Here is a 23,185-nt window from a genome sequence, read left to right as displayed (position 1 = left end):
AGACCGCCCCGGTGCTCACCTCCACCCTGGTCGGCGGGGCGCCGAAGGCCGGCTCGATCGGCCGCCCGCTGCCCGGCGTCGAGCTGCGCCTGGTCGACGCGGACGGGGCCGAGTTGTGGCGCGACGGGGTGGCCGAGCCGGACGACGACGCCGACGAGCTGGACCTGGCGGTCGACGCCACGCCCGGCACCGACCCCGGCGAGATCGTGGTGCGCGGGGCGAACCTGTTCGCCGGGTACTGGCCCGACGGCCGGGGCGACCCGGACGCGGACGGCTGGTGGGCCACGGGCGATGTCGCGTACGCGGACGCGGACGGGGACCTGTTCCTGGTCGACCGGCTCGGCGAGCTGATCCTGGTCAACGGCTTCAACGTCTACCCGCACGAGGTCGAGCTGGTACTCGGCGCGCATCCCGGGGTGGCCGAGTCGGCCGTACTGGGTGTGCCGCACCCGCGGACCGGGGAGACTGTCCGGGCGTACGTGGTGCCGGCGCCGGGGCGTCCGGTCACCGGCGAGGAACTGCTCGCCCACTGCGCCCGTAACCTGGCCCGGTTCAAGTGCCCGACCGCCGTCGAGTTCGTCGACACGCTGCCGTACTCGGCGATCGGGAAGGTGCGCAAGACCCAGCTCAGGTCGGTGCCGTTCCCGGCCGACACCAGCACGGAGGTATCCGATGGCCACTGACGCCCGGCTCACCCTGATCACCCGCCCCGGTTGCCACCTCTGCGAGGACGCCAAGGCGGCGCTCGACCGGGTGGTGGCGGTCACCGGGGACCGGTGGGTGGAGTGGGACGTGACCGACGACGTCGAGCTGGAGCGCGAGTACGGCGACCGGCTGCCGGTGGTGCTGCTCGACGGCAAGGAGCACGGCTACTGGCGGGTGGAGGAGGACCGGCTGCTGCGGGACCTGACGACCCCCCAGCTCTGAGCGCCTCCGCGCGGCGGCGTCGCGCGGCATGGGGTACGCCCCATGCCCGGCGGCGCGCGGGCGGGGCCTTATGGTGCTGCCCATGACCCCTGCGCGCCCCCACCTCGTGTGGGACTGGAACGGCACCCTGCTCAACGACCTCAGCCTGGTGGTGGCCGCCACCAACACCGCGTTCGCCAGCGTGGGCGGGCCGAGCGTGAGCGCGGACGAGCACCGGGTGCGGTTCCGCCGGCCGGTCGCCGACTACTACGCCGAGGTGCTGGCGCGGGCCGTCGACGCCGAGGAGTTCGGCCGGCTGGACCGGATCTTCCACGACGCGTACCGGGACGGGCTGACCACCTGCGCGCTGGCCGACGACGCGACGGTGGCGATGGCCGCGTGGCCCGGCAGCCAGTCGCTGCTGTCCATGTGGTTCCACGAGGAGCTGGTCCCGGCCGTGCACACCTACGGCCTGGCGGCCCGGTTCACCCGGGTGGACGGCCTGCGCGCCACGGTCGGTGGCGACCGCAAGGCCGAGTCGCTGGTGCGCCACCTCGCCGAGCTGGGGGTGGACGGCCGCGAGGTGGTGCTGATCGGGGACTCGCTCGACGACGCCGACGCCGCCCTGTCGGTCGGCGGCCGGGCCGTCCTCTACACCGGCGGCTTCACCGACCCGGACCGGCTGCGCGCCTCCGGCCACCCGGTCGCGGACACCCTCACGGAGGCGGTCACCCTGGCCGCCACCCTCCCCTGCGGCGGTCAGGAGCGCAGGTAGGCCAGGACGGCCAGGACGCGGCGGTGCTGGGTGGTGTCCGGCGGCAGGTCCAGCTTCGTGAAGATGTTGCGGACGTGCTTCTCCACCGCCCCGTCGGTGACCACCAGGACCCGGGCGATGGCCGTGTTGGAGTGCCCCTCCGCCATCAGGGCCAGCACCTCCCGCTCGCGCGGGGTCAGCTCGCGCAGCGGGTCGTCACGCCGCCGCCGGACGAGCAACTGGCCCACCACCTCCGGGTCGAGCACGGTGCCGCCGGCGGCCACCCGGGCCAACGCGTCCAGGAACTCGTCGATCGCCGCCACCCGGTCCTTGAGCAGGTAGCCGATCCCGCCGCCGCCGGCCCCGCCGGTGGTCGCCAGCAGGTCGTCGGCGTACGACACCTCGACGTACTGGGACAGCACCAGCACCGGGGTACGGGGGACGAGCCGGCGGGCCTCCACCGCCGCGCGCAGCCCCTCGTCGGTGTGCGAGGGCGGCATCCGCACGTCCACGACCGACACGTCCGGCCGGTGCGCGAGCACCGCCTCGACCAGCGCGTCCCCGTCGCCGACGGCGGCCACCACCTGGTGCCCCCGTTCCGTCAGCAGCCGGACCAGCCCCTCCCGGAGCAGCACGGCGTCATCCGCGATCACCACCCGCATGGTCGGTGTGTCTACCACGCCGTCCTCGTCCGGAGCGCCGCCGGTCACAGCGGGAGGTCCGCGCGCACCTCGGTCGGCCCGCCGGCCGGGCTGAGCACCTCCAGCCGGCCGCCGGCCGCCCGGACCCGGTCGGCGATCCCGGCCAGCCCGTGCCCCTTGGCCAGGTGCGCGCCGCCGTGCCCGTCGTCGGTCACGCTGACCTCCAGCCGGCGCTCGTGCCGGGTCACGGCGACCGCGCACTCCGTGGCCCCGCTGTGCTTGGCGACGTTCGTCAGCGCCTCGGCGACCACGAAGTACGCGGTGCTCTCCACCGCCGGGTCCAGCCGGCGGTCCGTGGCCTCCAGCCGGGGGTCGACCCGCAGCTCCACCGGGATCAGCCCGCGCCCGGCGAGGGCGGCCAGGGCGCTGGGCAACCCGCGGTCGACCAGGATCGGCGGGGCGATGCCCCGGGAGAGGGCGCGCAGCTCGGCCAGCGTCTCCCGGGTCTGGGTGACCGCCTCGTCCAGCGTCCGGCCGGCGGCCTCCGGGTCGGTGGCGAGCTGGTGGCGGGCCCGGCTCAGGTCCATGGCCAGCCGGACGAGGCGCTGCTGCGGGCCGTCGTGGATGTCCCGCTCCAGCCGGCGCAGCGCCGTCGCCTCGGCGGAGACCGCCGCCCGCTTCTGCTCCTCCAGCACGGTGATCCGGCTGCGCATCTCGGCCACCCCGGTGAGCAGGGCGCGGGCGAGGGCGGCCTGGAACAGTGCGCAACCCCGGACCACGAGCGGCAGGGTGATCAGGAAGAACACGCCGATCGCGCAGTGCAGGCCGATCCGGGCGCCGGCCGAGTCGCCCAGGCCGAGCAGTTCGCTCAGCCCCTCGTTGTCGGGCGGGTTCGGGATGGCCCAGTCGTACGCCCAGTAGAGGGTGCCGGCGACCGCCGCGGCCCACCAGGTGACGGTCACCACGAAGGTGACGATGGCCACGGGGAGCTTGAGGATCCCGTGGGCCAGGTCGAGCCAGGACTGCGCGTCGCGGATCGGCGTGAGGACCCGCCGCCAGGGGCCGGCGCCCGCTTCGGGGCGGCGGTAGTCGGGGCGTACCCGGTCCTGCCGGAGCACGGCGGGCAGCCGCAGTCGTTCGACGTCGGCCAGGCCGCGGGCGACGAACAGGGTCCCGGCGAGCACCGGGAGGCCGATCACCGTCACCACCAGCCCCACGCCGAGCGCCAGTCCCACCAGCAGCACCACGAAGCTGGCCAGGGCCAGGGGGAAGCCGAGCAGGGCGTATCCCGAGTCGCGGAGCAGCTGGCGGGAGGCGCTGGGCGTGGTGGCGGGCGGATCGCCCACGGTGACGGCGGTCATGGGTCCGAGGCTAGGCAGCCGGGTTCCCGCGTCCCATCCCGCCGCCCACCCATTCCTGGTAGTGCCAGCCCTACCGGACGCGGGTCGACGGGGCGTGTGATTGGTGAAGGAAGTCGGGATTGAGCAATAATCGGCGCGCGGCGGCGCAGGGGTCCGCCGAACGATCTTGTGGGACGGAGTGGCAGGTGGCGACGGGTCGACGGTCTTCAAGATCGCGATTTGTGCGTCTCTTCACAAGCGCCTACTCTGTGATTCCGACGCGTCCTGCTAGCACAGCCGGCAATCTCGGTCGCCAGTGGGAGTCCCGACACGGCCGGCCGCTGGAGCTGGCCGAGGATCGCACCGCACGGAGTCTCATGAGTCAGCACCGTCACCCTGGCGCGCCCGGTCGCGCCGGTGCCGTACCGGCGCTTCCGGACCTGCCCGAGGCGACCGTCGCGCGGCTCCCCGAGTACCTTCGCGCCCTGCACAACCTCGCCGAGTCCGGCGACGAGACGATCTCCAGCGAGGGCCTGGCCAGCGCCGCCGGGGTGAACTCCGCGAAGCTCCGCAAGGACCTGTCCCACCTCGGCTCGTACGGCACCCGTGGCGTCGGCTACGACGTGGCCCTGCTGATCGATCAGATCGAGTTCGTGCTCGGCCTCACCCAGCGGCGGGCCGTCGCCCTCGTCGGCGTGGGTAACCTCGGTCACGCCCTGGCCGGCTACGACGGCTTCGCCAGCCGCGGCTTCCGGATCGCCGCCCTGCTCGACGCGGACCCGTCCCGGGTGGGCGAGGAGATCAACGGCCTGGTCGTCCGGCACGTCGACGAGCTGCCCCGGATCGCCGCCGCGGAGTCGATCGCGATCGGCGTGATCGCCACCCCGGCCGGCGCCGCCCAGGCCGTCGCCGACCAGCTGGTCGAGGTCGGCGTGACAAGCATCCTCAACTTCGCGCCGTGCGTACTCTCGGTGCCGGAGGGCGTCGACGTGCGCAAGGTCGACCTCGCCATCGAGCTGCAGATCCTGTCCTTCCACGAGCACCGCAAGGCGTCGCTGACCGCGTTGCCCGCCACCGGCGGGTCCGCCCTCACCGCCCTGCCCGGCGGGCTCGCGGACACCGACACCCAGGAGGCGACCGGCACGTGAAACTCCTCGTCGTCGGCACGTCCTACCGCACCGCTCCGGTCGCCGCCCTGGAGCAGCTGGCGGTCGCCCCCGCCGACCTCACCCGCACCCTGGACCGCCTGATCGCCCGGCCGTACGTGAGCGAGGCGGTGCTGGTCTCCACCTGCAACCGGGTGGAGGTCTACGCCGCCGTGTCCGGCTTCCACGGCGGGCTCGGCGACATCTGCGCCGTCCTCGGCGAGCACGCCGGGACACCACCGGCCGCCCTGGCCAACCACCTCTACGTGCATTACGACGCCGCCGCCGTCGACCACGTCTTCCGGGTCGCCGCCGGGCTGGACTCGATGGTCGTCGGCGAGGCGCAGATCCTCGGCCAGCTCCGTGACGCGTACCACTGGGCCGCCGGGGCCGACGCCGCCGGCCGGCTGCTGCACGAGCTGATGCAGCAGGCGCTGCGGGTGGGGAAGCGGGCGCACGCGGAGACCGGCATCGACCGGGCCGGCCAGAGCGTGGTCACCGCCGCGCTCGACCTGGCCGCCGCGCTGCTCGACGGCGACCTCGCCGGCCGTCCCGCCCTGGTGGTCGGGGCCGGCGCGATGGGCGCGCTGGGCGTGGCGACGCTCTCCCGGCGCGGCGCGGGGCCGCTCACCGTGACCAACCGGGGGACCGACCGGGCCGTGCGGCTGGCCGAGTCGTACGGAGCCAGCGCGGCGCCGATGGCCGAGCTGACCGACGTGCTCTCCACAGTGGACATCGTAGTGGCCGCCACGGCGAGCACCGAACCGGTCCTCACCCGCGAGGTGGTGGCCCGCGGGCTCGCCGGCCGTGACCCCGGGCGGGGTCCGTTGGTCCTGCTCGACCTCGCCGTCCCGCGCGACGTGGCGGCGGGCGTGGCGGAGCTGGACGGTGTCGAGGTGATCGACATCGCCCGGATGGCGGCGCTGCTCGCCGACGAGCCCGCCGCCACCGACGCGGCCGCCGTCGAGCGGATCGTGACCGCCGAGGTCGACTCCTTCCTCACCTGGCTGCGCGGCGCCGACGTGGCCCCGACCGTGGCCGCGCTGCGCGGCCGGGCCGAGGACGTGGTCAGCGCCGAGCTGCGCCGGCTGGCCCAGCGCCGCCCCGACCTCACCGAGGGGCAGCGCGCGGAGGTCGCCCGGACGGTGCACCGGGTGGTGCAGCGGCTGCTGCACCAGCCCACCGTGCGGGTCCGCCAGCTCGCCGCCGAGCCGGGCGGCGACCAGTACGCCGCGCTGCTGCGCGAGCTGTTCGGCCTCCAGGTTCCGCAGACGTCCCCGGTCGACACCGTCCCCGACGTGGTCGACACCGACACCACCCCGTACCCCGGAGGTGAGAGATGACCGCCCCCCTGCGCCTCGGCACCCGGGGCAGCGCGCTGGCGATGGCCCAGTCCGGCCAGGTCGCCGCCGCGCTCACGGCCGCGACCGGCCGCGAGATCGAACTGGTCGAGGTGGTCACCGCCGGCGACCGCTCGACGGCCCCCGTGCACCGGCTCGGCGTCGGCGTGTTCGTCTCCGCGCTGCGCGACGCCCTGGCCGCCCGGACCATCGACTTCGCGGTGCACTCCTACAAGGATCTGCCCACCGCCGCGGCTCCCGGGCTGCACATCGCGGCCGTGCCGACCCGGCAGGACCCGCGCGACGCGCTGGTCGCCAGGGACGGGCTGACGCTCGCCGAGCTGCCGTCCGGCGCCCTGGTCGGCACCGGCGCGCTGCGCCGCATCGCGCAGCTGCACGCGCTCGGGATGCGGCTGGAGGTCACCCCGATCCGGGGCAACGTGGACACCCGCCTGGCGCGGGTGCTCGGCCCGGACGCCGACCTCGACGCGGTCGTCCTGGCCCGGGCCGGGTTGGCCCGGATCGGTCGGCTCGACGTGATCACCGAGACGCTCGACCCGATGCTCATGCTGCCCGCGCCCGCCCAGGGCGCGCTGGCCGTGGAGTGCCGGAGCGACGACGCCGACCTGGTCGAGCTGCTCGCGGTGCTCGATCACGCACCGTCCCGGGCCGCGGTCACCGCGGAACGGGCGTTGCTGGCCACCCTGGAGGCCGGGTGCAGCGCACCGGTCGCCGCCTACGCCATCGTCGCCGAAGGCGAGCCGGCCGGCTCGGGCGCCGAAGGCGATGTTGTTCAGGAGATTTACCTGCGCGGGGCGGTGATCAGCCCGGACGGTACCCGAGACCTCCGGCTGTCCCGCACCGGAACGCCCGCCGACGCGGCGGAGATCGGCAAGGCACTCGCCGCCGAACTCCTCGAACTCGGCGCCGACTCGATCCTCGGCCAAGAAGGACACGCCGGCCCGGGGACCCAGCACATTGGGAGCACAGAATGACCCGCACCCGTAAGCCCGTAGGCCGCATCGCGTTCGTCGGGGCCGGTCCCGGCGACCCGGGCCTGCTGACCCGCCGGGCGCACGACGCCCTGGTCGACGCCGACCAGGTGGTGTACGACCGGGGGATCCCCGAGTCGCTGCTCGACGCCGTCCGTGCGCAGGCCAAGCCCGAAGCCGAGTTCACCCCCGCCGAGGGCGTGCCGGGGGATGTGGCGAAGGTGCTGATCTCGGCCGCCCGGTCCGGCCAGAACGCGGTGCACCTGGTCGCCGGCGATCCGTTCGGCCACGAGTCGGTGGTCAAGGAGGTACAGGCGGTCGCGCGTACCGCCGCGCACTTCGAGGTGGTCCCGGGCATCAGCCAGGCCGAGGGCGTGGCCACGTACGCGGGCCTGCCGCTGCCCGGCGTGCGTACCGCCGCCGACGTCGAGGACGTCACCACGCTGGACTTCGAGGCGCTGGCCGCGGCCGTCAGCCGGGGCTCGCTCGCGATCGCCGTGGACGCCGGCGACCTGGCCGCCGTGCGCGACGGGCTGCTCGCCGCCGGGGTGGACGGCACCACCGCCGTCGGCGTGACCGGCGACGGCACGGGGGAGACCCAGTACACGACCACGTCGACCGTGGACTCCTTCGTCGCGGCGGCGCTCGGCTTCACCGGCCGGGTCGTGCTCACCGTCGGCGCGGGCGTCGGCGAGCGGGACAAGCTGAGCTGGTGGGAGAACCGGCCGCTGTACGGCTGGAAGGTGCTCGTCCCCCGGACCAAGGAGCAGGCCGGCGTGATGAGCGCCCGGCTGCGGGCGTACGGGGCGATCCCGTGCGAGGTGCCGACGATCGCGGTCGAGCCGCCGCGTACCCCCGCCCAGATGGAGCGGGCGGTCAAGGGCCTGGTCGACGGCCGGTACGCCTGGGTGGTCTTCACCTCGGTCAACGCCGTACGGGCGGTCTGGGAGAAGTTCGCCGAGCACGGCCTGGACGCCCGGCACTTCGGCGGCGTCAAGATCGCCTGCATCGGCGAGGCCACCGCGGACGCCGTCCGGGCGTTCGGCATCCAGCCGGAGCTGATCCCGTCCGGCGAGCAGTCCTCCGAGGGGCTGCTGGCCGAGTTCTCGCCGCACGACGAGATCCTCGACCCGGTCGGCCGGGTGCTCCTGCCGCGCGCCGACATCGCCACCGAGACCCTCGCCGCCGGGCTCACCGAGCGCGGCTGGGAGGTCGACGACGTGACCGCGTACCGGACGGTCCGGGCCGCCCCGCCGCCCGCCGAGATCCGGGACGCGATCAAGTCGGGCGGGTTCGACGCCGTGCTGTTCACGTCGTCCTCCACGGTGCGGAACCTGGTCGGCATCGCCGGGAAGCCGCACCAGCGCACCGTCGTCGCCGTCATCGGGCCGAAGACGGCGGAGACGGCGACGGAGTTCGGTCTGCGCGTCGACGTGCAGCCGCAGCACGCCTCGGTGGCCGACCTGGTGGAGGCGCTCGCCGCCTACGCCGTCGAGCTGCGCGAGAAGCTCGCCGCCATGCCGGCCAAGCAGCGCCGGGGCTCGAAGGTGCAGGGCCCGACCGCCCTCAGGTTCCGCTGACAGGAGGCTTCCCGTGCCGTACCCCGAGATCCGGCCCCGCCGGCTGCGTCGCAACGCGGCCGTGCGGCGGCTGGTCACCGAGACCCGCGTCGACCCGGCCGAGCTGGTCGTGCCGATGTTCGTCAAGGAGGGGCTGACCGAGCCGCGGCAGATCGCCTCGCTGCCGGGGGTGCTCCAGCACTCCCGGGACTCGCTGCGCAAGGCGGCCGTGGAGGCGGTGCAGGCCGGCGTGGGCGGGATCATGCTGTTCGGGGTGCCGGCGTCGCGCGACGAGCGCGGCTCCGGCGGCCTCGACCCGAACGGCATTCTCAACGTCGCCATCCGGGACGTGGTCGCCGAGGTCGGCGACGCCACCGTGATCATGAGCGACCTCTGCCTGGACGAGTTCACCTCGCACGGGCACTGCGGGCTGCTCACCCCCGACGGCGGCGTGGACAACGACGCCACCCTGGCCGAGTACGCCGAGATGGCGGTCGCCCAGGCCGCCGCGGGGGTCCACGTCGTCGGGCCGTCCGGAATGATGGACGGTCAGGTCGGGGTCGTCCGACGGGCCCTCGACGCCGCCGGCCACACCGACGTCGCCGTGCTCGCGTACGCCGTGAAGTACGCCTCGGCGTTCTACGGTCCGTTCCGGGACGCGGTGGAGTCGGCGCTGGAGGGCGACCGGCGCACCTACCAGCAGGACCCGGCGAACCTGCGGGAGTCCCTGCGCGAGGTCGAGCTGGACGTGGCCGAGGGCGCCGACATGGTGATGGTCAAGCCGGCCCTGCCCTACCTCGACGTGGTGGCGGCCGTGCGGGCCGCGGTGGACGTCCCGGTGGCCGCGTACCAGGTCTCCGGCGAGTACGCGATGGTCGAGGCGGCCGCCGCGAACGGCTGGATCGACCGGGAGCGGGCCGTGCTGGAGACGCTCACCTCCATCCGCCGCGCCGGCGCCCAGATCATCCTCACGTACTGGGCGGTCGAGGCCGCCCAACTCCTGCGCGAGCGCTACTGACCGGTCCCGCCCGCGCCCGGGCGGGACCGGCCGCACGTCCGCCGGTCAGCGGCCGGCGTCCAGGCGGTGCACCAGCTCCGCCACGTCCACGCTGTATTCGCACCACTCCCGGTCGGGGCGGTAGCCCAGCTCGGCGTTGACCTTGAGCATCGCCTCGTTGGCCTGGGCGTTCCATGTCTGCACCTCGGTCAGCTCCGGCTCGGCCGAGCGCAGCTCCAGCAGCATTCGCGCCTTGATCGCCCGGTCGATGCCGTAGCCCCGGTGGTCCTGCACCACGATCGTGTCGTACTGGTCGGCCCGGGTCGGGTGCTGCGCCGGCACGACCAGCTCGGTCAGCCCGGCCACCTCGCCGGTCCGGTCGTGGATGGCGAGCACGATGTACGGCTTCATGCCCCGGCGGTGCAGCGTGTCGAGGCTGTCCCGCAGCCGCTCCGGGTCGTACGAGCTGGGGCGCAGCTCGCCGTCGCCGAGGTCGCGTACCTCGGCCTTCGCCCGCGCGTACGCCTCGATCAGGTGGTCCGGCGGGCTGCCCGGGCAGAACTCGACGTGGTAGCCCGCGCCGACGCCCGTGGCCATCTCCCCCAGCGCCGCCCAGTCCACCGCGGACAGGTCCAGCACGCTGCGCGTCTCCACGTACTCCCGGCTGAAGCCGAGCGCCTCGTAGAACGCCACGGCCGGGGTCTCGCCGACGACCTCCACGCCGATGGACTGGAAGCCCTCCTGGTAGACGCGGCGGGCGGCCAACCGGACCAGGTCCCGGCCCAGGCCCCCGCGGCGCACCGACGGGTGGACGAGCACCTCCAGGACGCCGATGTCGCCGAGCATGAGCACGTGGACGTGGCCGAGGATCGCGCCGGGCTGGCCTCCTGCGCTCGGCTCGGCCTGGGCCACCCAGGAGATCCGCCGCTCGCCGGGCATCACCTCGGAGAGGTATTCCCGCAGCGAACTCTCCCGCCAGGGCGGATCCTGCGGGAGGTCGGCCGCGAACACCGCGTTCAGCGTGCCCAGTAGCGACGCGATCTCGGCGGACGAGGCGGTCCGGGGATCCCACTCGCGAACCATCACCCGTCTAGCTTGCCGTCAACGGCAGCTTGGGGGAAGTGTCCAGTTCTCTAATGTACGCGGACGATCACGTCACGTACGCCGGCTGGCCGCCCCGTACTCGTTGGCCTTGTCGAAGACGTCCTGCGCGTACCGACGCACGTCGTTGTACGACAGAATGGCGCCCCACCAGTCGCCGGGGATGGTCATGTTCCGGCCGCCCTTGCACAGGTAGTTGCCGGCGGCCAGGGCGGCGTCGTCGAGGTCGTGCGGGTCCTTGCGGCCGTCGTTGTCCGCGTCGGCCCCGATCTCCTGCCAGGTGGTCGGGATGAACTGCATCGGCCCGATCGCCCGGTCGTACGTCGTGTCGCGGTCGTACAGCCCCCGGTCGGTGTCCCTGATCAGCGACCGGCCGCCCCTGCCGTCGAGTGGGTCGCCGATGATCTCCGGCAGCGCCCGGCCGTCCGGCCCGAGGGTGGCGCCGTTGGCCTGCCCGTGCCGGGACTCGACATACCCGATCGCGGCGAGGGTGGTCCAGCTGAGCTGGCAGCTGCGGTTGGTCTCGGCGAGCACCAGCTCGGCGTAGCCGTACGCCTGCATCGCGACGGGCGAGATGCCCACCTTCGCGCCGGTCTGCTGGGCCCAGGCGGCGAGGGCGTCCGCGGGCCGGCCGGTTGCCGCCGGCACGCCGGGCAGCCCGGGCGGCACCGGGGTGCCGGAGACCCCGGGAAGGGCGCCGCCCTGCGGGGCGGCCGTGCCGACCCCCGGCGCGCTGGCGCTGGCGTCGACCGGGACGGCGCGGGACTTCGGCGCGGTGGCCGGCACCACGAGCGCCCCGGCGGCCGCGGTCGCCCCGACGAGGGCGAGCAGGAACAGCCCGGACAGCGTGAGCCGCCCGCCCGGGCGGCGCGACCAGGCACGGGTGGCGCGCGCGGCGGCCGCCACCGCCTGCCGCGGCGGAGGCAGTCGTACGGCGTGGGAGAACGGCACCCGGCGCCGCCGGCCACCGGCCTGCTTCTCGCCCTCGGCCTGCTTCTCGCTCTCGGCGTCGCCCGCCGCGGTGCCCCCGGCGTCGCCGGCCTCCTCCTCCCCGGCGGCGTCCGTCTTGGCGCTGCCGGCCTCGCCGGCCTTGTCGGCGTCGCCGGCCTTGTCGGCGTCGCCGGCCTTGTCGGCGTCGCCGGCCTTCTCGGCTTTGCCGGCGTCGCCCGGCTTGTCGGCCGGGCCCGGCTTGTCGGCCGGGCCGGGCTTGTCGGCGGCCGTCGTGGTCGCGGCGGTGGCGTCGGGCTTCGCTGCCTCGGCGGCGCCCGGCCCGTCGGCCGGGGTGGGCGCCTCGGTCGGTTCCTCCGGCCTCAACCACGGCCGGCGGGGGCGGGGCAGCCGGGGATACGCCGGGCCGCCGCCCGGCTCCGCGGGCGGCGTGGCCGGTCGCAGGGGCCGAACCGTCGCACTCTCCTCGCCGTCCACCACCCGTCGAGTATCGCCCATGTCCCCTCCCGCGTCAGGACCGGTCGTACCCTTGTGGCATGCCCCGGTACGAGTTCCGCTGCCGCGCCTGCGGCGACACCTTCGAGGTCAACCGCCCCATGGCGCGGGCCGGCGAGCCAGCGCCCTGCCCCCAGGGGCACGCCGACACGGTCAAGCTGCTGTCCACGGTGGCCGTGACCGGTCGCGGTGGCCCGGGCGCCACCGCCCCGGCCCCGTCCGGCGGGGGCTGTTGCGGCGGCGGCTGCGGCTGCTGACCGGCGCCCGCACCGCCGCCTGACCGAGGTCGGCCACCACTGGCACCCTCGGGTCGGAGCCTGCCCGGCCGTTCTCACGATGCGTGATCGCGCGAACATAGTGCAGCATGTATCGAACGTCACGGGGCGGAGGTTCGACGCATGTCGCCAGGGATCCACCTCCCGACGGGTTGGGTGACCTTCGTGTTCACCGACATCGAGGGTTCGACGCGCCTGGCCCAGATGCTCGGTCCGGGTTACCGCCCGGTGCTGCGGGAGCACCGCCGCCTGCTGCGCCGCACCCTGGCCGGCACCCGGGGCGCGGAGCTGCTGACCGAGGGCGACTCGTTCTTCATCGCGTTCCCGGACGCCGCCGCGGCGCTGACCGCCTGTCTGACCGCGCAGCGGGCGCTGGCGACCCACGAGTGGCCGGCCCCGGAGGCCGCGCCCAGGGTCCGGATGGGACTGCACACGGGCTGGGCCGAGCCGCGCGACGGCGAGTACGCCAGCGCCGAGGTGCACCGCGCCGCCCGGATCGCGGCCGCGGCGCACGGCGGGCAGGTGCTCTGCTCGGCGGCCACCGCGCGGCACGCCGCCTCGCTGCCGGAGGGCGCGTCCCTGCTCGACCTCGGCCTGCACCGGCTGCGCGGCTTCGACGACCGGGAGCGGCTGTTCCAACTCGTCGCGCCCGGCCTGGAACGGCAGTTCCCGCGCCCGCGTACCGCCGACGCGACGGCGCACAACCTGCCGACCCAGGTCACCTCGTTCGTCGGCCGGGAGGCCGAGCGGGCCGAGCTGCGCCGGCTGGTGCAGCGCCACCGCCTGGTCACCGTGCTCGGCGCGGGCGGGGCCGGCAAGACCCGGCTGGCCGTCGAGCTGGCCGCCGGGCTGGTCGAGGAGTACCCCGACGGGATCTGGTTCGTCGACGTCGCCGCGGTGACCGACCCGGGGCTCGTGGCGTTCGCGGTCGCCGCCGTGCTCGGGCTGCGCCCGGAGCCGGGTCGGCCCATGGTGGACACCCTCGTCGAGTACGCCGCCGTGCGCCGGATGCTGGTCCTGCTGGACACCTGCGACGCCCAGCCGGCCGCGTCGGCGCAGGTGATCTCCCGGCTGCTCGCCGGCGGTGGTGGCGTGCGGGTGCTGGCCACCAGCCGCGAGTCCTTCGGCCTGCCGGGGGAGGTGGTGTGGCGGATCCCGCCGCTGTCGGTGGAGCCCCGGCCGGACGGCGCGGAGAGCGACGCCGTGGCGCTGCTGCTGGACCGGACGGCGGCGGCCCGGGGCGGGCGGCCGCCGGACCCGGCCGAGTCGGCCGACGTGCGGCGGGTGGTGCGGCGGCTGGACGGCCTGCCGCTCGCCATCGAGCTGGCCGCCGCGCGGCTGCGGGTGCTCTCCGTCGGGCAGCTCGCGGAACGCCTCGACGACGTCCTCGGCACCCTGGACGCGGGCCGGCAGGACCTTGGGCCGGCGCCCGGGGGCGGCTGGACGGGCGACCCGCGGGACCCGCTCGACGGGGTGGGGTCGTCCTCGGGGGACGCCCCGCCCGCCGGGGCCGACCGGTCGGCGCAGCGCCCGGCCGCGGAGCGGCACCTCACCATGCAGGCCACGGTCACGTGGTCGTACCGGACGTTGGGGGCGCGGGCGGCGCGGCTGCTGCGCTGGCTGGCGGTCTTCGCCGGGCCGGTCGACCTGCCGACCGTGGAGTGGCTGCTCGACGACGACCCGCTCGACCCGCTGTCCGTGCTCGTGGACAAGTCGATGATCCTGGCCGAACCGCACGCGTCGGGCAGCACCTACCGGATGCTCGATCCGATCCGGGCGTACGCGGCCCGCCGGCTGGTGCAGGCGGGCGAGGAGCGGGCGGCCCGGGACCGGCACCTCGCCTGGGCCACGCACGCGCTGGCGCGCGCCCAGCTGGGGCCGGACGGCAGCCCGGCCACTCTCTCCCTGTACGCCCTCGACCCGCTGGCCAAGGAGCTGCGTGCCGCCCTGCGCTGGTGTGTCACCGGCGGCAGCGCGCGCGCCGGGCTGCGGGTGGCCGGCGCGCTGGACCAGTGGTGGCGGGAGCGCGGGCTGGCCCGGGAGGGGCGGCTCTGGCTGTTCCGGCTCTACGGCCGGATCGCCGAGACCGGGGAGTCCATTCCGGACGCCGAGCTGGCCGCGGCGTACCACATGCACTCGCTGCACGCCGGGGCGGACGGCGAGTTCACCGAGGAGCTGCGCTTCTCCCAGCAGGCGGAGGCGGTGGCCCGGCAGGCCGGCGACGCGGGCCTGCTGGCCCGGGTGCTGGCGGGGCGCGCCGCCCCGCTGATCGACATGGGACAGTTCGCCGAGGCCGAGCGCGTCTGCCGGGAGGTCATCGACTGGGCGCGCGAGCGGGACGTGGCGTCCGACGCGCTGTTCGCCGTGCTTCGCCTCGCCGAGCTGCTGTGGCGGCGGGGCGCGCTGGCGGAGGCGGCGGAGCTGCTCGGCGCGGCGCGGCCGGTCGAGGCGTCCCGCCCGGCGGAACGGGGCCGCCGGTCCGTGGACATGCTGCTCGGCATGGTGGCGCTGGCCCGGGGCGACCTCGTGGCGGCGCACGAGCATCTGCTGGTCGCGCTGCGCTCCCGGATGACCCACGGCTTCCACCGGCGGGCCTGTGACACGCTCAACGCGGTCGCGGTGCGCTGCGCCGAAGGGGGCGACCCGCTCACCGCCGCGCGGCTGTTCGGCGCGGCCCAGGCGACGCGGGCGAGCCTGCGCTCCACGCCCGGCATCTACGGCGCGTACTGGGCGGAGCAGCAGGCGGAGCTGCGCGGCGCGCTGGGCGACGCGGCCTTCGACGTCGCGTACGGCGAGGGCAGCGAGCTGGGCCTGGAGGAGGCGGCGGCGATGGCGCTGGGGGTGGAGCACCCGGACCTGGGCGCGGACTCGGTGCGGTTCGGCGCGACCGGGGCACCCACCCCCCGCCGGCACGCGGAGCCGGGCCGGCGGCCGGCGGGCCGCACGGAGCGGGCCTGAGCCGGCCCGTTGACGGGGCCCTGCCCTACCGCAGGGCCCCGTCCTGCCGGTCAGGCGGCGGCGCGGCGCTCGGCGTCGGCCTTGATCTTGGCGGCGCGGACCTCCGCGGGGGTGGGCGGTGCGAGGGGCCCGGTGGGTCACCGGTCCGAGTCGAGACAGACGAATGCCCCGGGACGCGGGCAGCGCCCCGGGGCATTCGCGGTGCCGTCAGCGCACGAAGCGCGGCGGGCTGACCGGGCTCTCGTTGTACAGCCGGTCGACCGCGGTCACGTGGTACGTGTACCGCTGGCCCGCCCCGGCGGTGGTGTCCACCCAGGACTGCACGGCGTCGGGGGTGGCCCGGACCGTGGCGACCAGGTGGGACGCGTCGGCCAGGTCGCAGGGCGCGGCCGCGCCGTTCCCGTCGACCCGGTAGATCGCGTACGAGGTGGCCGTGCCGAACGGCCCCTTGCCGTCGGCGGGCTGACGCCAGCTCAGCCGTACGCCGTCGTCCTGCCGCTCGGCGCCGGTGACCACGGGCGCCAGCAGTGGCTTGGCGGGCAGGTGCGGCATCGCCGGCACCAGGGCCGGGCGGGAGTAGTGCTCGGCGGCGTAGATGTCGGTGGCCCCGAGCCGGTTCGCCCGCACCTGGACGGCCGAGAAGTGCACGTTGCCGAGCACCTCCGGGTACGACCGGTTGAGCGTCAGGTGGTCCGACAGCTCGCGCGGGTTCATCCAGAACGACCCGTAGGCGGGGTCGCCGCTCTTGTAGTCGGCCTGGCCGATGTAGAGCTGGACGTTGGTGCCGCGCACCTGCTCGGCCCACCAGGGCACCAGGCGGGCGTAGTCGGCCGCCGGGTACTGCCCGATGTACCAGTACAGCTGCGGCACGACGTAGTCGATCCTCTCCTCCTTGATCCACTTACGGGTGTCGGCGGAGATGATGTCGTACGACTGGCTGCCGGTGGTGTCCGAGCCCAGCGGGTCGGCCGACTTGTTGCGCCAGATGCCGAACGGGCTGACACCGAACTTCACCCACGGCTTGATCGCCTTGATCTTGGCGTTCATCTCCTGGACCAGCAGGTTGATGTTGTCCCGCCGCCAGTCGGCCTTGTTGGTGAAGCCCCGGTTGTACGCCGCGAAGGTCGCGTCGTCCGGCACCTGGTGCGTGCCGCTCGGGTAGGGGTAGAAGTAGTCGTCGAAGTGCACGCCGTCGACGTCGTACCGCTCGACGGCGTCCAGCATCGCGGTCTGGACGAACTCGCGGACCTCCGGGATGCCGGGGTTGTAGTAGAGCCGGCTGCCGGCGACGCCGGCCGGCGGGTACGCGAAGACCCAGTCCGGGTGCTGCCGGGCCGGGTGGTTCGGCGCCAGCTTCGAGATGTCCGCGCCGGCACCGCCCGGGGCCGGCATCGAGACCCGGTACGGGTTCATCCAGGCGTGGAACTCCAGGTTCCGCTTGTGCGCCTCCTCGACGACGAAGGCCAGCGGGTCCCAGCCCGGGTCCTGCCCGCGCACGCCGGTCAGGTACTCCGACCACGGCTCGTACGGCGAGGGCCAGAACGCGTCGGCGGTGGGGCGGACCTGGACCACGACGGCGTTGTGGTTGAGCCGCTGGGCCAGGTCGAGCCAGGCCAGGTACTCCGCCTTCTGCTTGGCGATCTGGTCGGGTGCGGTCTGCGACGCCTTGGTGGGCCAGTCGATGTTCGTCACCGACGCGATCCACAGGGCCCGGAACTGCCGTTTGGGCGTGGCCGGGTTCGTCGTGCAGGTGGTGGCGGTCGCGGTCGCGTCGGTCTCCGCCGCGCTGGCGGCGGTGGGGGAGGCGGCGACGAGCGCGCCGAGCAGGGCTACGGCCAGCCCGGCGGCTCTGAGCCGAGTTGCCTTCATCCGGTGCGTCCCTTCGTTGGGGCTCGGCGTGGCAGGGGGAGGCGACCGACACCGGGGCATATCCGGCAAGATTCGCCGCAGGCCGTCAGTCGCTGGTAGGAAATTTTCACACCGGGCGGGGGCGGCGCAAGTGTTCTCGCAAGATCCGCCCCTCCCACCACCCCTACGGGCGCGGCTGGGGACTGCCCGTCGGGCCGTGGACGACCGGCCGGCCGTCGACCCAGGTGACCTCGTCCAGCCAGACCTGGCGCCCCGGGTCCCTCGTGCCCTCCTGCCCGGGCGGCCAGGCGTGGTACAGCAGCCACGTCCGGCCGTCCTTGACGACCATCGAGGCGTGCCCGGGGCCGGACGCGACCGCGTTGCTGCGCAGGATCGGGTTCTCGGCGGCCTTGACGCACGGCCCGGTGGGCGACTCGCAGACCGCGTACCCCTCGGCGTACACCTTCCGGTTGTACGCGTTCGCGGCGAAGAAGAGGTACAGCCGGCCGTCCCGGCGGTGGAAGAACGGGCCCTCGACCAGCGCGCCCTCCCACGGCTCGGTCTGCGTCAGCAGCGGCGTCGGCTCGCCGACCAGCCGCAGCCCGTCGGCCGAGAGGCGCTGCACCCAGATCCAGGTGTCCATCCTGACGGCGTTGCCGTCGTTCTTCCACAGCAGCCAGAGGCTGCCGTCGTCGTCCCGGTACGGGCTGGCGTCGATCGACCCGCCCAGCTCCGCCTGGCACACGAGCGGGGTCGCCGAGTCGTCCCGGTACGGCCCCTCCGGCGCGCTCGCCACCGCCCGCCCGACGCACTGCCGGCCGGCCTCTCGCCCGGCCGCGGTGTAGTACAGCACGAAGTGGCCCGGGGCGAGCTGGATCGCCTCCGGGGCCCACGTCTTTCCCCTGTTTGCCCAGCCCGGCAGCTCCGGCAGCGCGTCCCCGGCCTCGGCCCAGTCGACCAGGTCGGGGGAGGTGAGCACGGGTACGTTGCGCCCGCCGCCGTTGGTGTGGAACAAATACCAGGTCTGTCCGACCCGGATCGCCTGCGGGTCGGGGGCGTTGGTGCGTACCACGGGGTTGGTGAACATGCGGGCGTCGCTCCGGGGGGCCGAAGGGGTCGTCGGGCCGGCGCAGCCGGCGGCCAGCAGCAGCGCGGCGGCGAGCGGTGCGGCGGCGCGGGCGGTCGCAGCGCGCCGCCACGAGCGGGCCGTCATCCCTTCAGCCCGCTGCGCGAGACGCCCTGGATGATGTGCCGCTGGGCGAGAACGAACAGCAGCAGCACCGGCACGCTGGCCAGCACCGCGCCCGCCATCACCACCGGGTAGTCGGTGTTGTACGCGCGCTGGAGCAGGCCCAGCCCCGGCGGCAGGGTCAGCTGCTCCGGGCTGAACAGCACGTAGACCGGCCAGAGGAAGTCGTTCCAGTTGGTGAGGAACGACAGCACCGCGAGCGTGGCCAGGGCCGGCTGCGACAGCGGGAGCAGCACCCGGGTGAAGATCTGCCAGTGGTTGGCCCCGTCGAGGACGGCCGCCTCCTCCAGTTCGCCCGCCGACGCGGTGGCCAGGGACAGCAGCGTGTGCAGCGTGGCGGCCAGCATGCTGTTGAGGAACCAGCGCAGCACGGGGCTCTCGGCGTTGTTCAGGATCCGCTCGTAGCCGTACCCGGAGAACGGGTTCGGCAGCCAGTCCGGCGGGATCCGCTGCGCCCCGCCGTACGTCTTCAGCGACGTCAGAATCATCCAGACCAGCGGAACCAGGAACGCCAGGGCCAGGAACACCAGGACCGCGTAGCGGCCGGCGCGGCGGGCAGTCGTCATGGTCGTCCCCTCAGTCTTCCCGGTAGCGCAGGAGGCGGAAGTTCACGACGCTGACCACGGCCAGCGCCAGCGCGAAGACGATGCTCATCGCGGCGGCCTGCCCGGCGTCGTCGTACCGCAGCCCCTCGTCCACGATCCGCCAGACCACCGTGCGGGTCTGCTCGCCGGGCGCGCCGAGGGTGATCAGGTACGACTGGCCGAAGACGTTCGCCGAGGCGAGGATCGTGGTGGTCAGCACGAACAGCAGCACCGGGCGCAGCCCGGGCAGCGTGACGTGGCGGAACCGGTCCCAGACGTCCGCGCCGTCGATCCGCGCCGCCTCGTACAGCTCGGCCGGGATGTCCTGGAGGCCGGCCAGGTAGATGACGGCGTTGAAGCCGGAGGTCCACCAGACGGTCACCCCGACCAGCGAGACCCACGCCCACGGCACGTCGGTGACCCACGGGGTGTCCGCCGGCAGCCCGACCGCCCCGAGCAGCCGGTTGACCAGGCCCAGGTTGGCGTCGAGCAGGAACGCCGCACCCGGCGAGGGTCAACGTGGCGGCGGCTCCGAGCCCGACGCCGAGGCCGAGCAGACGGCGCCGGCTCATTTCGCTGTGCATCATCGTGGATCACTCCTTGGGGGACGGGATGAGTGTGCCTGTTCGGAAGCCGGTCCGCCGGGTGCCGCGGCGCCACGGACGCGCGCCGTCACCCTCCGGCGGGCGCGAAGCGCAGCAGGTTCCAGGAGACCGCCGGCAGGCGCACGGAGCACCGGCCGCCGTCGACGGTGGGGGTGGCCAGCTCCCGGGGCGTCACCCGCTCGGGCTCGGCCTCGGTGTTCGTCGCAGTCGGGTCGTCGCCGGCGGCGAGGGTGGTGTGGACGGCGGCGGACAGGCCCGGCAGACCGCGAAGGTCCAGGTCGACGGGGAGGTCGGCGGGGCCGCGGTTGACCGCGAGGACGGTCAGCGCGCCGCTCTCCGCGTCGTGCACGGCCACCGTGTCCAGCACCGGCACGTCGCCGTACCGGCTGGTCTCGTACGTCGGGCAGACCGGCTCGGTGCGCAGCACGGTGCCGCGGGCGTACCGGGCGGTGAGGGCGAACGGGTGGAAGATGCTCTGCCGCCAGGCCGGCCCGCCGGTGCGGGTGCGGATCGGGGCGATGACGTTGGCCAGCTGCGCCTGGCAGGCGACCCCGACCCGGTCGGCGTGCCGCAGCAACGTGATCAACAGGTCGCCGACGACGACCGCGTCGACGGCGGTGAAGTCGTCCTCGATCAGGGCGGGCGCCTCGACCCAGCCGCGCCGGTCCAGGTCGGCCTGGAGGCGGGACTGGTACCAGACGTTCCACTCGTCGAAGGAGATCTTCAGCCTGCGGCGGTGTCGCTGCTTCGCGGCCACGTGGTCGGCCGTCGCCACTGGCCCGGTCGCCGTCGGACGGGTCGTAGTAGGTGTGCGCGGAGATGTAGTCGACGTGCTCGTAGGTGTGCTCCAGCACCGTCGCCTCCCAGGAGGCGAACGTCGGCATCCCCCGGTTGGAGCTGCCGCAGGCGACCAGGCTGATCGACGGGTCGAGCCGCTTCATCGCCCGGGCCGTCTCGGCGGCGAGCCGGCCGTACTCGTGCGCGGTCTTGTGGCCGACCTGCCACGGGCCGTCCAACTCGTTGCCGAGGCACCACAACCGCACCCCGTACGGCTGCTCCGCGCCGTGCTTGCGGCGCAGGTCGGACAGCCGGGTGCCGCCGGGGTGGTTGGCGTACTCCAGCAGGTCGCAGGCCTCCTGCACGCCCCGGGTGCCGAGGTTGACCGTCATCATCGGCTCGACCCCGGCCGCGGCGGCCCAGGTCATGAACTCGTCCAGCCCGAACGCGTTGGTCTCGACCGTCTTCCAGGCCAGGTCGAGGCGGCGGGGCCGGTCGCCGACCGGGCCGACGCCGTCCTCCCAGCGGTAGCCGGGGACGAAGTTCCCGCCGGGGTAGCGCACCACGGTCACGCCCAGCTCCCGCGTCAGCTCCAGTACGTCGCCGCGCAGGCCGAGCGGGTCGGCGGTGGGGTGGCCCGGCTCGTAGACCCCGCCGTACACGCAGCGGCCCATGTGCTCGACGAAGGAGCCGAAGAGCCGGCGGTCGGCCGGCCCGATCGCGAGGGCGGGGTCGATGGTGAGCTGCGCGGTCCGCAAGGGGGCCACCTTTCCTCGGCGCGTCGGTCCGGGGCTCCGAGTGGCCGCCGTCACCCCGTGTCCCCAGGTTTCTACAACGTTGTAACCAACGTTGTAAAGAGGCAGTCCCGGCACGGTAAAGTGCCGGCAGGCCAGCGGGGAGGACGCGAGTGCGACACAGGCTGAAGGACGTGGCGGAGCGCGCCGGCGTCTCGGTGAAGACCGTCTCCAACGTGGTCAACGGCTACCAGCACGTACGTCCGGACACCCGGGCCCGGGTGGAGCGGGCGATCGCCGAGCTGAACTACCGGCCCAACCTCTCCGCCCGCAACCTGCGCAAGGGGCGCACCGGCGTGATCGCGCTGGCCGTGCCCGAGCTGGACATCCCGTACTTCGCGGAGCTGGCCCGGCACGTCGTCACCGCCGCCGCCGGGCTGGGCTGGACGGTGCTCATCGACCAGACCGGCGGCGGGCGCGAGCAGGAGCGCAAGGCCGCCACCGGCATCGGCGACCACCTCATCGACGGGCTGATCTTCAGCCCGCTGGCGCTCACCGCCGAGGACCTGGCCGGCCTGGACGGCACCCCGATGGTGCTGCTCGGCGAGCGCGTCGACCACGGCCAGGCCGACCATGTGGTGATCGACAACGTGGCCGCCGCCAGGGAGATCACCGCTCACCTGATCTCCCTGGGTCGCCGCCGGATCGCCGCGATCGGCGCGCAGCGCACCCCCGAGGGCGCCAGCGCCCGGCTCCGGCTGGCCGGCTACGCCGCCGCCCTCGACGACGCCGGCATCGGGTACGACGAGCGACTCGTCGCGTCCGCGCAGGCCTGGCACCGCGCGGACGGTGCCGCCGCCATGCGCGACCTGCTCGCCACCGGCGTACGCCCCGACGCCGTCTTCTGCTTCAACGACACCCTCGCCCTCGGCGCCCTGCGCACGCTGCACGAGGCGGGGCTGCGCGTCCCCGCGGACGTGGCCGTGGCCGGCTTCGACGACATCGAGGACGGCCGCTTCTCGATCCCCACCCTGACCACCATCGCCCCCGACAAGGAGCGGATCGCGCGCCTGGCGGTCGAACTGCTCGCCAACCGCCTCGACGGCGACCGCCAGGCCCCCCGAGGGAACTCTCGGCCCCCTACCGCCTCACCCCCCGCGAGAGCACCACCGCCTGACGGGGCCCGCCGCCACGAGTGGGTCAGGTGAAGAAGCGAGCCAGGTGGGACGGGGTGGGCTGGGGGGCGTCCGGCGCCAGCGGGGTCAGGTCCGCGAAGATGCTGGCGCCGTCGCAACCGGCGTGCAGCGGGTACCAGCGCGGCGTGCCCGGCGGCCGCTGGAGGCAGACGCCCTTGACCGTCTGGACGTCCAGCAGCCGGACGTGGGTCGGGTCCGCGACCGCGTTCACGTGCCCCCACCAGGGGCTCATCACGTGCAGCACGCCGCCCGGCCGGAGCACCCGGTGGCACTCGTCCACCAGCGGCAGGAAGTCGATCAGGTGCTCCAGGATGTGCACCGCGAACAGCACGTCCACCGAGTCGTCGGCCAGCGGCAGCGAGCCGGACAGGTCGGCCACGGCGTCCACCCCGGGCGCGGGGAGGAGGTCCAGCCCCAGATTGCCCGGGTACTGCTTGGTCCCGCCGCAGCCCAGGTCCACCACGACCGGGTCCCGGCCGGCCACCCGGATCCGGCTCCACACCGCGTACACCCCGGCGAGCCGGCCGACCCGGTCCCGGACCAGCCGGAGCTGGCCGGCGTCGGCGACCTCGCCGGTCAGGTGGGCGACCCCCGGTCGAAGCGCACCTGGACCGCGAGGTCGCGCAACCGGTCGTCGTGCGACGCCTGGTCCGCCCACGCCTCGGCGAGGAAGTCGTCGACCGCCCGCAGCCGCTCGGCCGAGGGCGGCGTCAGGGCCAGCGCGACCATGGGCCACCTCCG

Annotated in this window: 18 protein-coding genes and 3 pseudogenes; 11 read left to right on the top strand and 10 right to left on the bottom strand. The window is 74.6% G+C overall.

What is annotated here, in order from left to right:
- The first annotated feature begins 11 nt into the window (after nt 1–11).
- The 3 genes from JD77_RS35070 (at nt 12) to JD77_RS08390 (ending at nt 1,681) form a co-directional block, all read left to right on the top strand.
- Nucleotides 12–683, top strand: a complete 672-nt coding sequence (locus tag JD77_RS35070; protein WP_342799640.1) for an AMP-binding enzyme — start codon at nt 12–14, stop codon at nt 681–683.
- The gene (locus tag JD77_RS08395) at nt 673–927 is read left to right on the top strand and encodes a glutaredoxin family protein (RefSeq protein WP_145773769.1); all 255 of its coding nucleotides are present in this window, start codon (nt 673–675) and stop codon (nt 925–927) included. Before JD77_RS35070 ends, JD77_RS08395 begins: the two co-directional genes overlap by 11 nt.
- A gap of 82 nt (nt 928–1,009) precedes the next feature.
- Complete coding sequence (locus tag JD77_RS08390; RefSeq protein ID WP_145773768.1) at nt 1,010–1,681, top strand: HAD family hydrolase; 672 nt, start codon at nt 1,010–1,012, stop codon at nt 1,679–1,681.
- Here the strand turns inward: JD77_RS08390 and JD77_RS08385 are convergent.
- Complete coding sequence (locus JD77_RS08385; protein ID WP_145777477.1) at nt 1,666–2,322, bottom strand: response regulator; 657 nt, start codon at nt 2,320–2,322, stop codon at nt 1,666–1,668. The genes JD77_RS08390 and JD77_RS08385 overlap by 16 nt on opposite strands.
- 44 nt (nt 2,323–2,366) lie before the next feature.
- Complete coding sequence (locus tag JD77_RS08380) at nt 2,367–3,662, bottom strand: sensor histidine kinase (RefSeq protein WP_145773767.1); 1,296 nt, start codon at nt 3,660–3,662, stop codon at nt 2,367–2,369.
- 356 nt (nt 3,663–4,018) lie between these two features.
- Between JD77_RS08380 and JD77_RS08375 the strand changes: the two genes are divergently transcribed.
- Genes JD77_RS08375 through hemB form a run of 5 tightly spaced genes read left to right on the top strand, consistent with a single transcriptional unit; the run spans nt 4,019 to nt 9,695 of the window.
- On the top strand, nt 4,019–4,789 hold the full coding sequence (locus tag JD77_RS08375) for a redox-sensing transcriptional repressor Rex (protein WP_145773766.1): 771 nt from the start codon (nt 4,019–4,021) through the stop codon (nt 4,787–4,789).
- Nucleotides 4,786–6,129 (top strand): glutamyl-tRNA reductase, encoded by a 1,344-nt coding sequence (locus JD77_RS08370; RefSeq protein ID WP_145773765.1) that lies wholly within the window; start codon nt 4,786–4,788, stop codon nt 6,127–6,129. The genes JD77_RS08375 and JD77_RS08370 overlap by 4 nt, the downstream gene beginning before the upstream one ends.
- Nucleotides 6,126–7,121, top strand: a complete 996-nt coding sequence (gene hemC / locus JD77_RS08365; RefSeq protein ID WP_145773764.1) for a hydroxymethylbilane synthase — start codon at nt 6,126–6,128, stop codon at nt 7,119–7,121. The genes JD77_RS08370 and hemC overlap by 4 nt, the downstream gene beginning before the upstream one ends.
- A complete protein-coding gene (locus JD77_RS08360) occupies nt 7,118–8,698 on the top strand; it encodes a bifunctional uroporphyrinogen-III C-methyltransferase/uroporphyrinogen-III synthase (RefSeq protein WP_145773763.1) in 1,581 nt (526 codons plus the stop codon). The genes hemC and JD77_RS08360 overlap by 4 nt, the downstream gene beginning before the upstream one ends.
- Before the next feature lie 13 nt (nt 8,699–8,711).
- Nucleotides 8,712–9,695: a porphobilinogen synthase gene (hemB, locus tag JD77_RS08355; RefSeq protein ID WP_145773762.1), complete on the top strand. Its 984-nt coding sequence runs from the start codon at nt 8,712–8,714 to the stop codon at nt 9,693–9,695.
- Nucleotides 9,696–9,740: 45 nt separating this feature from the next.
- Here hemB and JD77_RS08350 read toward each other — a convergent pair whose 3' ends face one another.
- Both JD77_RS08350 and JD77_RS08345 read right to left on the bottom strand, forming a co-directional pair.
- Nucleotides 9,741–10,757, bottom strand: a complete 1,017-nt coding sequence (locus JD77_RS08350) for a GNAT family N-acetyltransferase (protein WP_145777476.1) — start codon at nt 10,755–10,757, stop codon at nt 9,741–9,743.
- 72 nt (nt 10,758–10,829) lie between these two features.
- Nucleotides 10,830–12,203 (bottom strand): lytic murein transglycosylase, encoded by a 1,374-nt coding sequence (locus tag JD77_RS08345; RefSeq protein WP_145777475.1) that lies wholly within the window; start codon nt 12,201–12,203, stop codon nt 10,830–10,832.
- 56 nt (nt 12,204–12,259) lie between these two features.
- Here JD77_RS08345 and JD77_RS08340 point away from each other — a divergent pair, with 56 nt between their 5' ends.
- Together JD77_RS08340 and JD77_RS08335 are read left to right on the top strand one after the other, a co-directional pair.
- Nucleotides 12,260–12,475 carry an FmdB family zinc ribbon protein gene (locus JD77_RS08340; RefSeq protein ID WP_145773761.1) on the top strand — a complete coding sequence of 72 codons (216 nt, stop codon included), beginning with the start codon at nt 12,260–12,262 and terminating at the stop codon, nt 12,473–12,475.
- Nucleotides 12,476–12,616: 141 nt separating this feature from the next.
- The gene (locus tag JD77_RS08335) at nt 12,617–15,451 is read left to right on the top strand and encodes an ATP-binding protein (RefSeq protein ID WP_145773760.1); all 2,835 of its coding nucleotides are present in this window, start codon (nt 12,617–12,619) and stop codon (nt 15,449–15,451) included.
- Between the two features lie 207 nt (nt 15,452–15,658).
- On the opposite strand, the gene JD77_RS08330 is transcribed toward JD77_RS08335, so the two are convergent.
- From JD77_RS08330 to arfA, 5 genes and pseudogenes are all read right to left on the bottom strand, one after another.
- Nucleotides 15,659–17,320: a glycoside hydrolase family 10-like protein gene (locus JD77_RS08330; protein ID WP_145773759.1), complete on the bottom strand. Its 1,662-nt coding sequence runs from the start codon at nt 17,318–17,320 to the stop codon at nt 15,659–15,661.
- A gap of 163 nt (nt 17,321–17,483) precedes the next feature.
- Complete coding sequence (locus tag JD77_RS08325) at nt 17,484–18,512, bottom strand: glycoside hydrolase family 43 protein (protein ID WP_145773758.1); 1,029 nt, start codon at nt 18,510–18,512, stop codon at nt 17,484–17,486.
- Nucleotides 18,509–19,114, bottom strand: coding sequence for a carbohydrate ABC transporter permease (locus JD77_RS08320; RefSeq protein ID WP_145773757.1), 606 nt, complete (start codon nt 19,112–19,114; stop codon nt 18,509–18,511). Before JD77_RS08320 ends, JD77_RS08325 begins: the two co-directional genes overlap by 4 nt.
- Before the next feature lie 10 nt (nt 19,115–19,124).
- The gene (locus tag JD77_RS08315; RefSeq protein WP_281292170.1) at nt 19,125–19,574 is read right to left on the bottom strand and encodes a carbohydrate ABC transporter permease; all 450 of its coding nucleotides are present in this window, start codon (nt 19,572–19,574) and stop codon (nt 19,125–19,127) included.
- A 230-nt stretch (nt 19,575–19,804) separates the two neighbouring features.
- Nucleotides 19,805–21,272 (bottom strand): annotated as a pseudogene (gene arfA / locus JD77_RS08310) (arabinosylfuranosidase ArfA).
- A 149-nt stretch (nt 21,273–21,421) separates the two neighbouring features.
- Between arfA and JD77_RS08305 the strand changes: the two are divergent.
- A pseudogene (locus tag JD77_RS08305) lies at nt 21,422–22,425 on the top strand (LacI family DNA-binding transcriptional regulator).
- Between the two features lie 23 nt (nt 22,426–22,448).
- Here the strand turns inward: JD77_RS08305 and JD77_RS08300 are convergent.
- A pseudogene (locus JD77_RS08300) lies at nt 22,449–23,173 on the bottom strand (methyltransferase domain-containing protein).
- Between the last annotated feature and the right edge of the window lie 12 nt (nt 23,174–23,185).

The sequence above is a fragment of the Micromonospora olivasterospora genome, assembly GCF_007830265.1.
Classification (GTDB): Bacteria; Actinomycetota; Actinomycetes; order Mycobacteriales; family Micromonosporaceae; genus Micromonospora; species Micromonospora olivasterospora.
Note: the sequence above shows the minus strand (reverse complement) of the source record. Positions and strands in the feature narration are given on the sequence as shown.

Bases quoted from the DNA above. Each gene is read 5' to 3' on its own strand.
- JD77_RS08325 (WP_145773758.1), bottom strand. From the start codon at position 18,512: ATGACGGCCCGCTCGTGGCGGCGCGCTGCGACCGCCCGCGCCGCCGCA.
- JD77_RS08340 (WP_145773761.1), top strand. From the start codon at position 12,260: ATGCCCCGGTACGAGTTCCGCTGCCGCGCCTGCGGCGACACCTTCGAG.
- JD77_RS08350 (WP_145777476.1), bottom strand. From the start codon at position 10,757: ATGGTTCGCGAGTGGGATCCCCGGACCGCCTCGTCCGCCGAGATCGCG.
- JD77_RS08330 (WP_145773759.1), bottom strand. From the start codon at position 17,320: ATGAAGGCAACTCGGCTCAGAGCCGCCGGGCTGGCCGTAGCCCTGCTC.
- JD77_RS08375 (WP_145773766.1), top strand. From the start codon at position 4,019: ATGAGTCAGCACCGTCACCCTGGCGCGCCCGGTCGCGCCGGTGCCGTA.
- JD77_RS08335 (WP_145773760.1), top strand. From the start codon at position 12,617: ATGTCGCCAGGGATCCACCTCCCGACGGGTTGGGTGACCTTCGTGTTC.
- JD77_RS08380 (WP_145773767.1), bottom strand. From the start codon at position 3,662: ATGACCGCCGTCACCGTGGGCGATCCGCCCGCCACCACGCCCAGCGCC.
- JD77_RS08395 (WP_145773769.1), top strand. From the start codon at position 673: ATGGCCACTGACGCCCGGCTCACCCTGATCACCCGCCCCGGTTGCCAC.
- JD77_RS08390 (WP_145773768.1), top strand. From the start codon at position 1,010: ATGACCCCTGCGCGCCCCCACCTCGTGTGGGACTGGAACGGCACCCTG.
- hemC (WP_145773764.1), top strand. From the start codon at position 6,126: ATGACCGCCCCCCTGCGCCTCGGCACCCGGGGCAGCGCGCTGGCGATG.
- JD77_RS08360 (WP_145773763.1), top strand. From the start codon at position 7,118: ATGACCCGCACCCGTAAGCCCGTAGGCCGCATCGCGTTCGTCGGGGCC.
- JD77_RS08320 (WP_145773757.1), bottom strand. From the start codon at position 19,114: ATGACGACTGCCCGCCGCGCCGGCCGCTACGCGGTCCTGGTGTTCCTG.
- JD77_RS08385 (WP_145777477.1), bottom strand. From the start codon at position 2,322: ATGCGGGTGGTGATCGCGGATGACGCCGTGCTGCTCCGGGAGGGGCTG.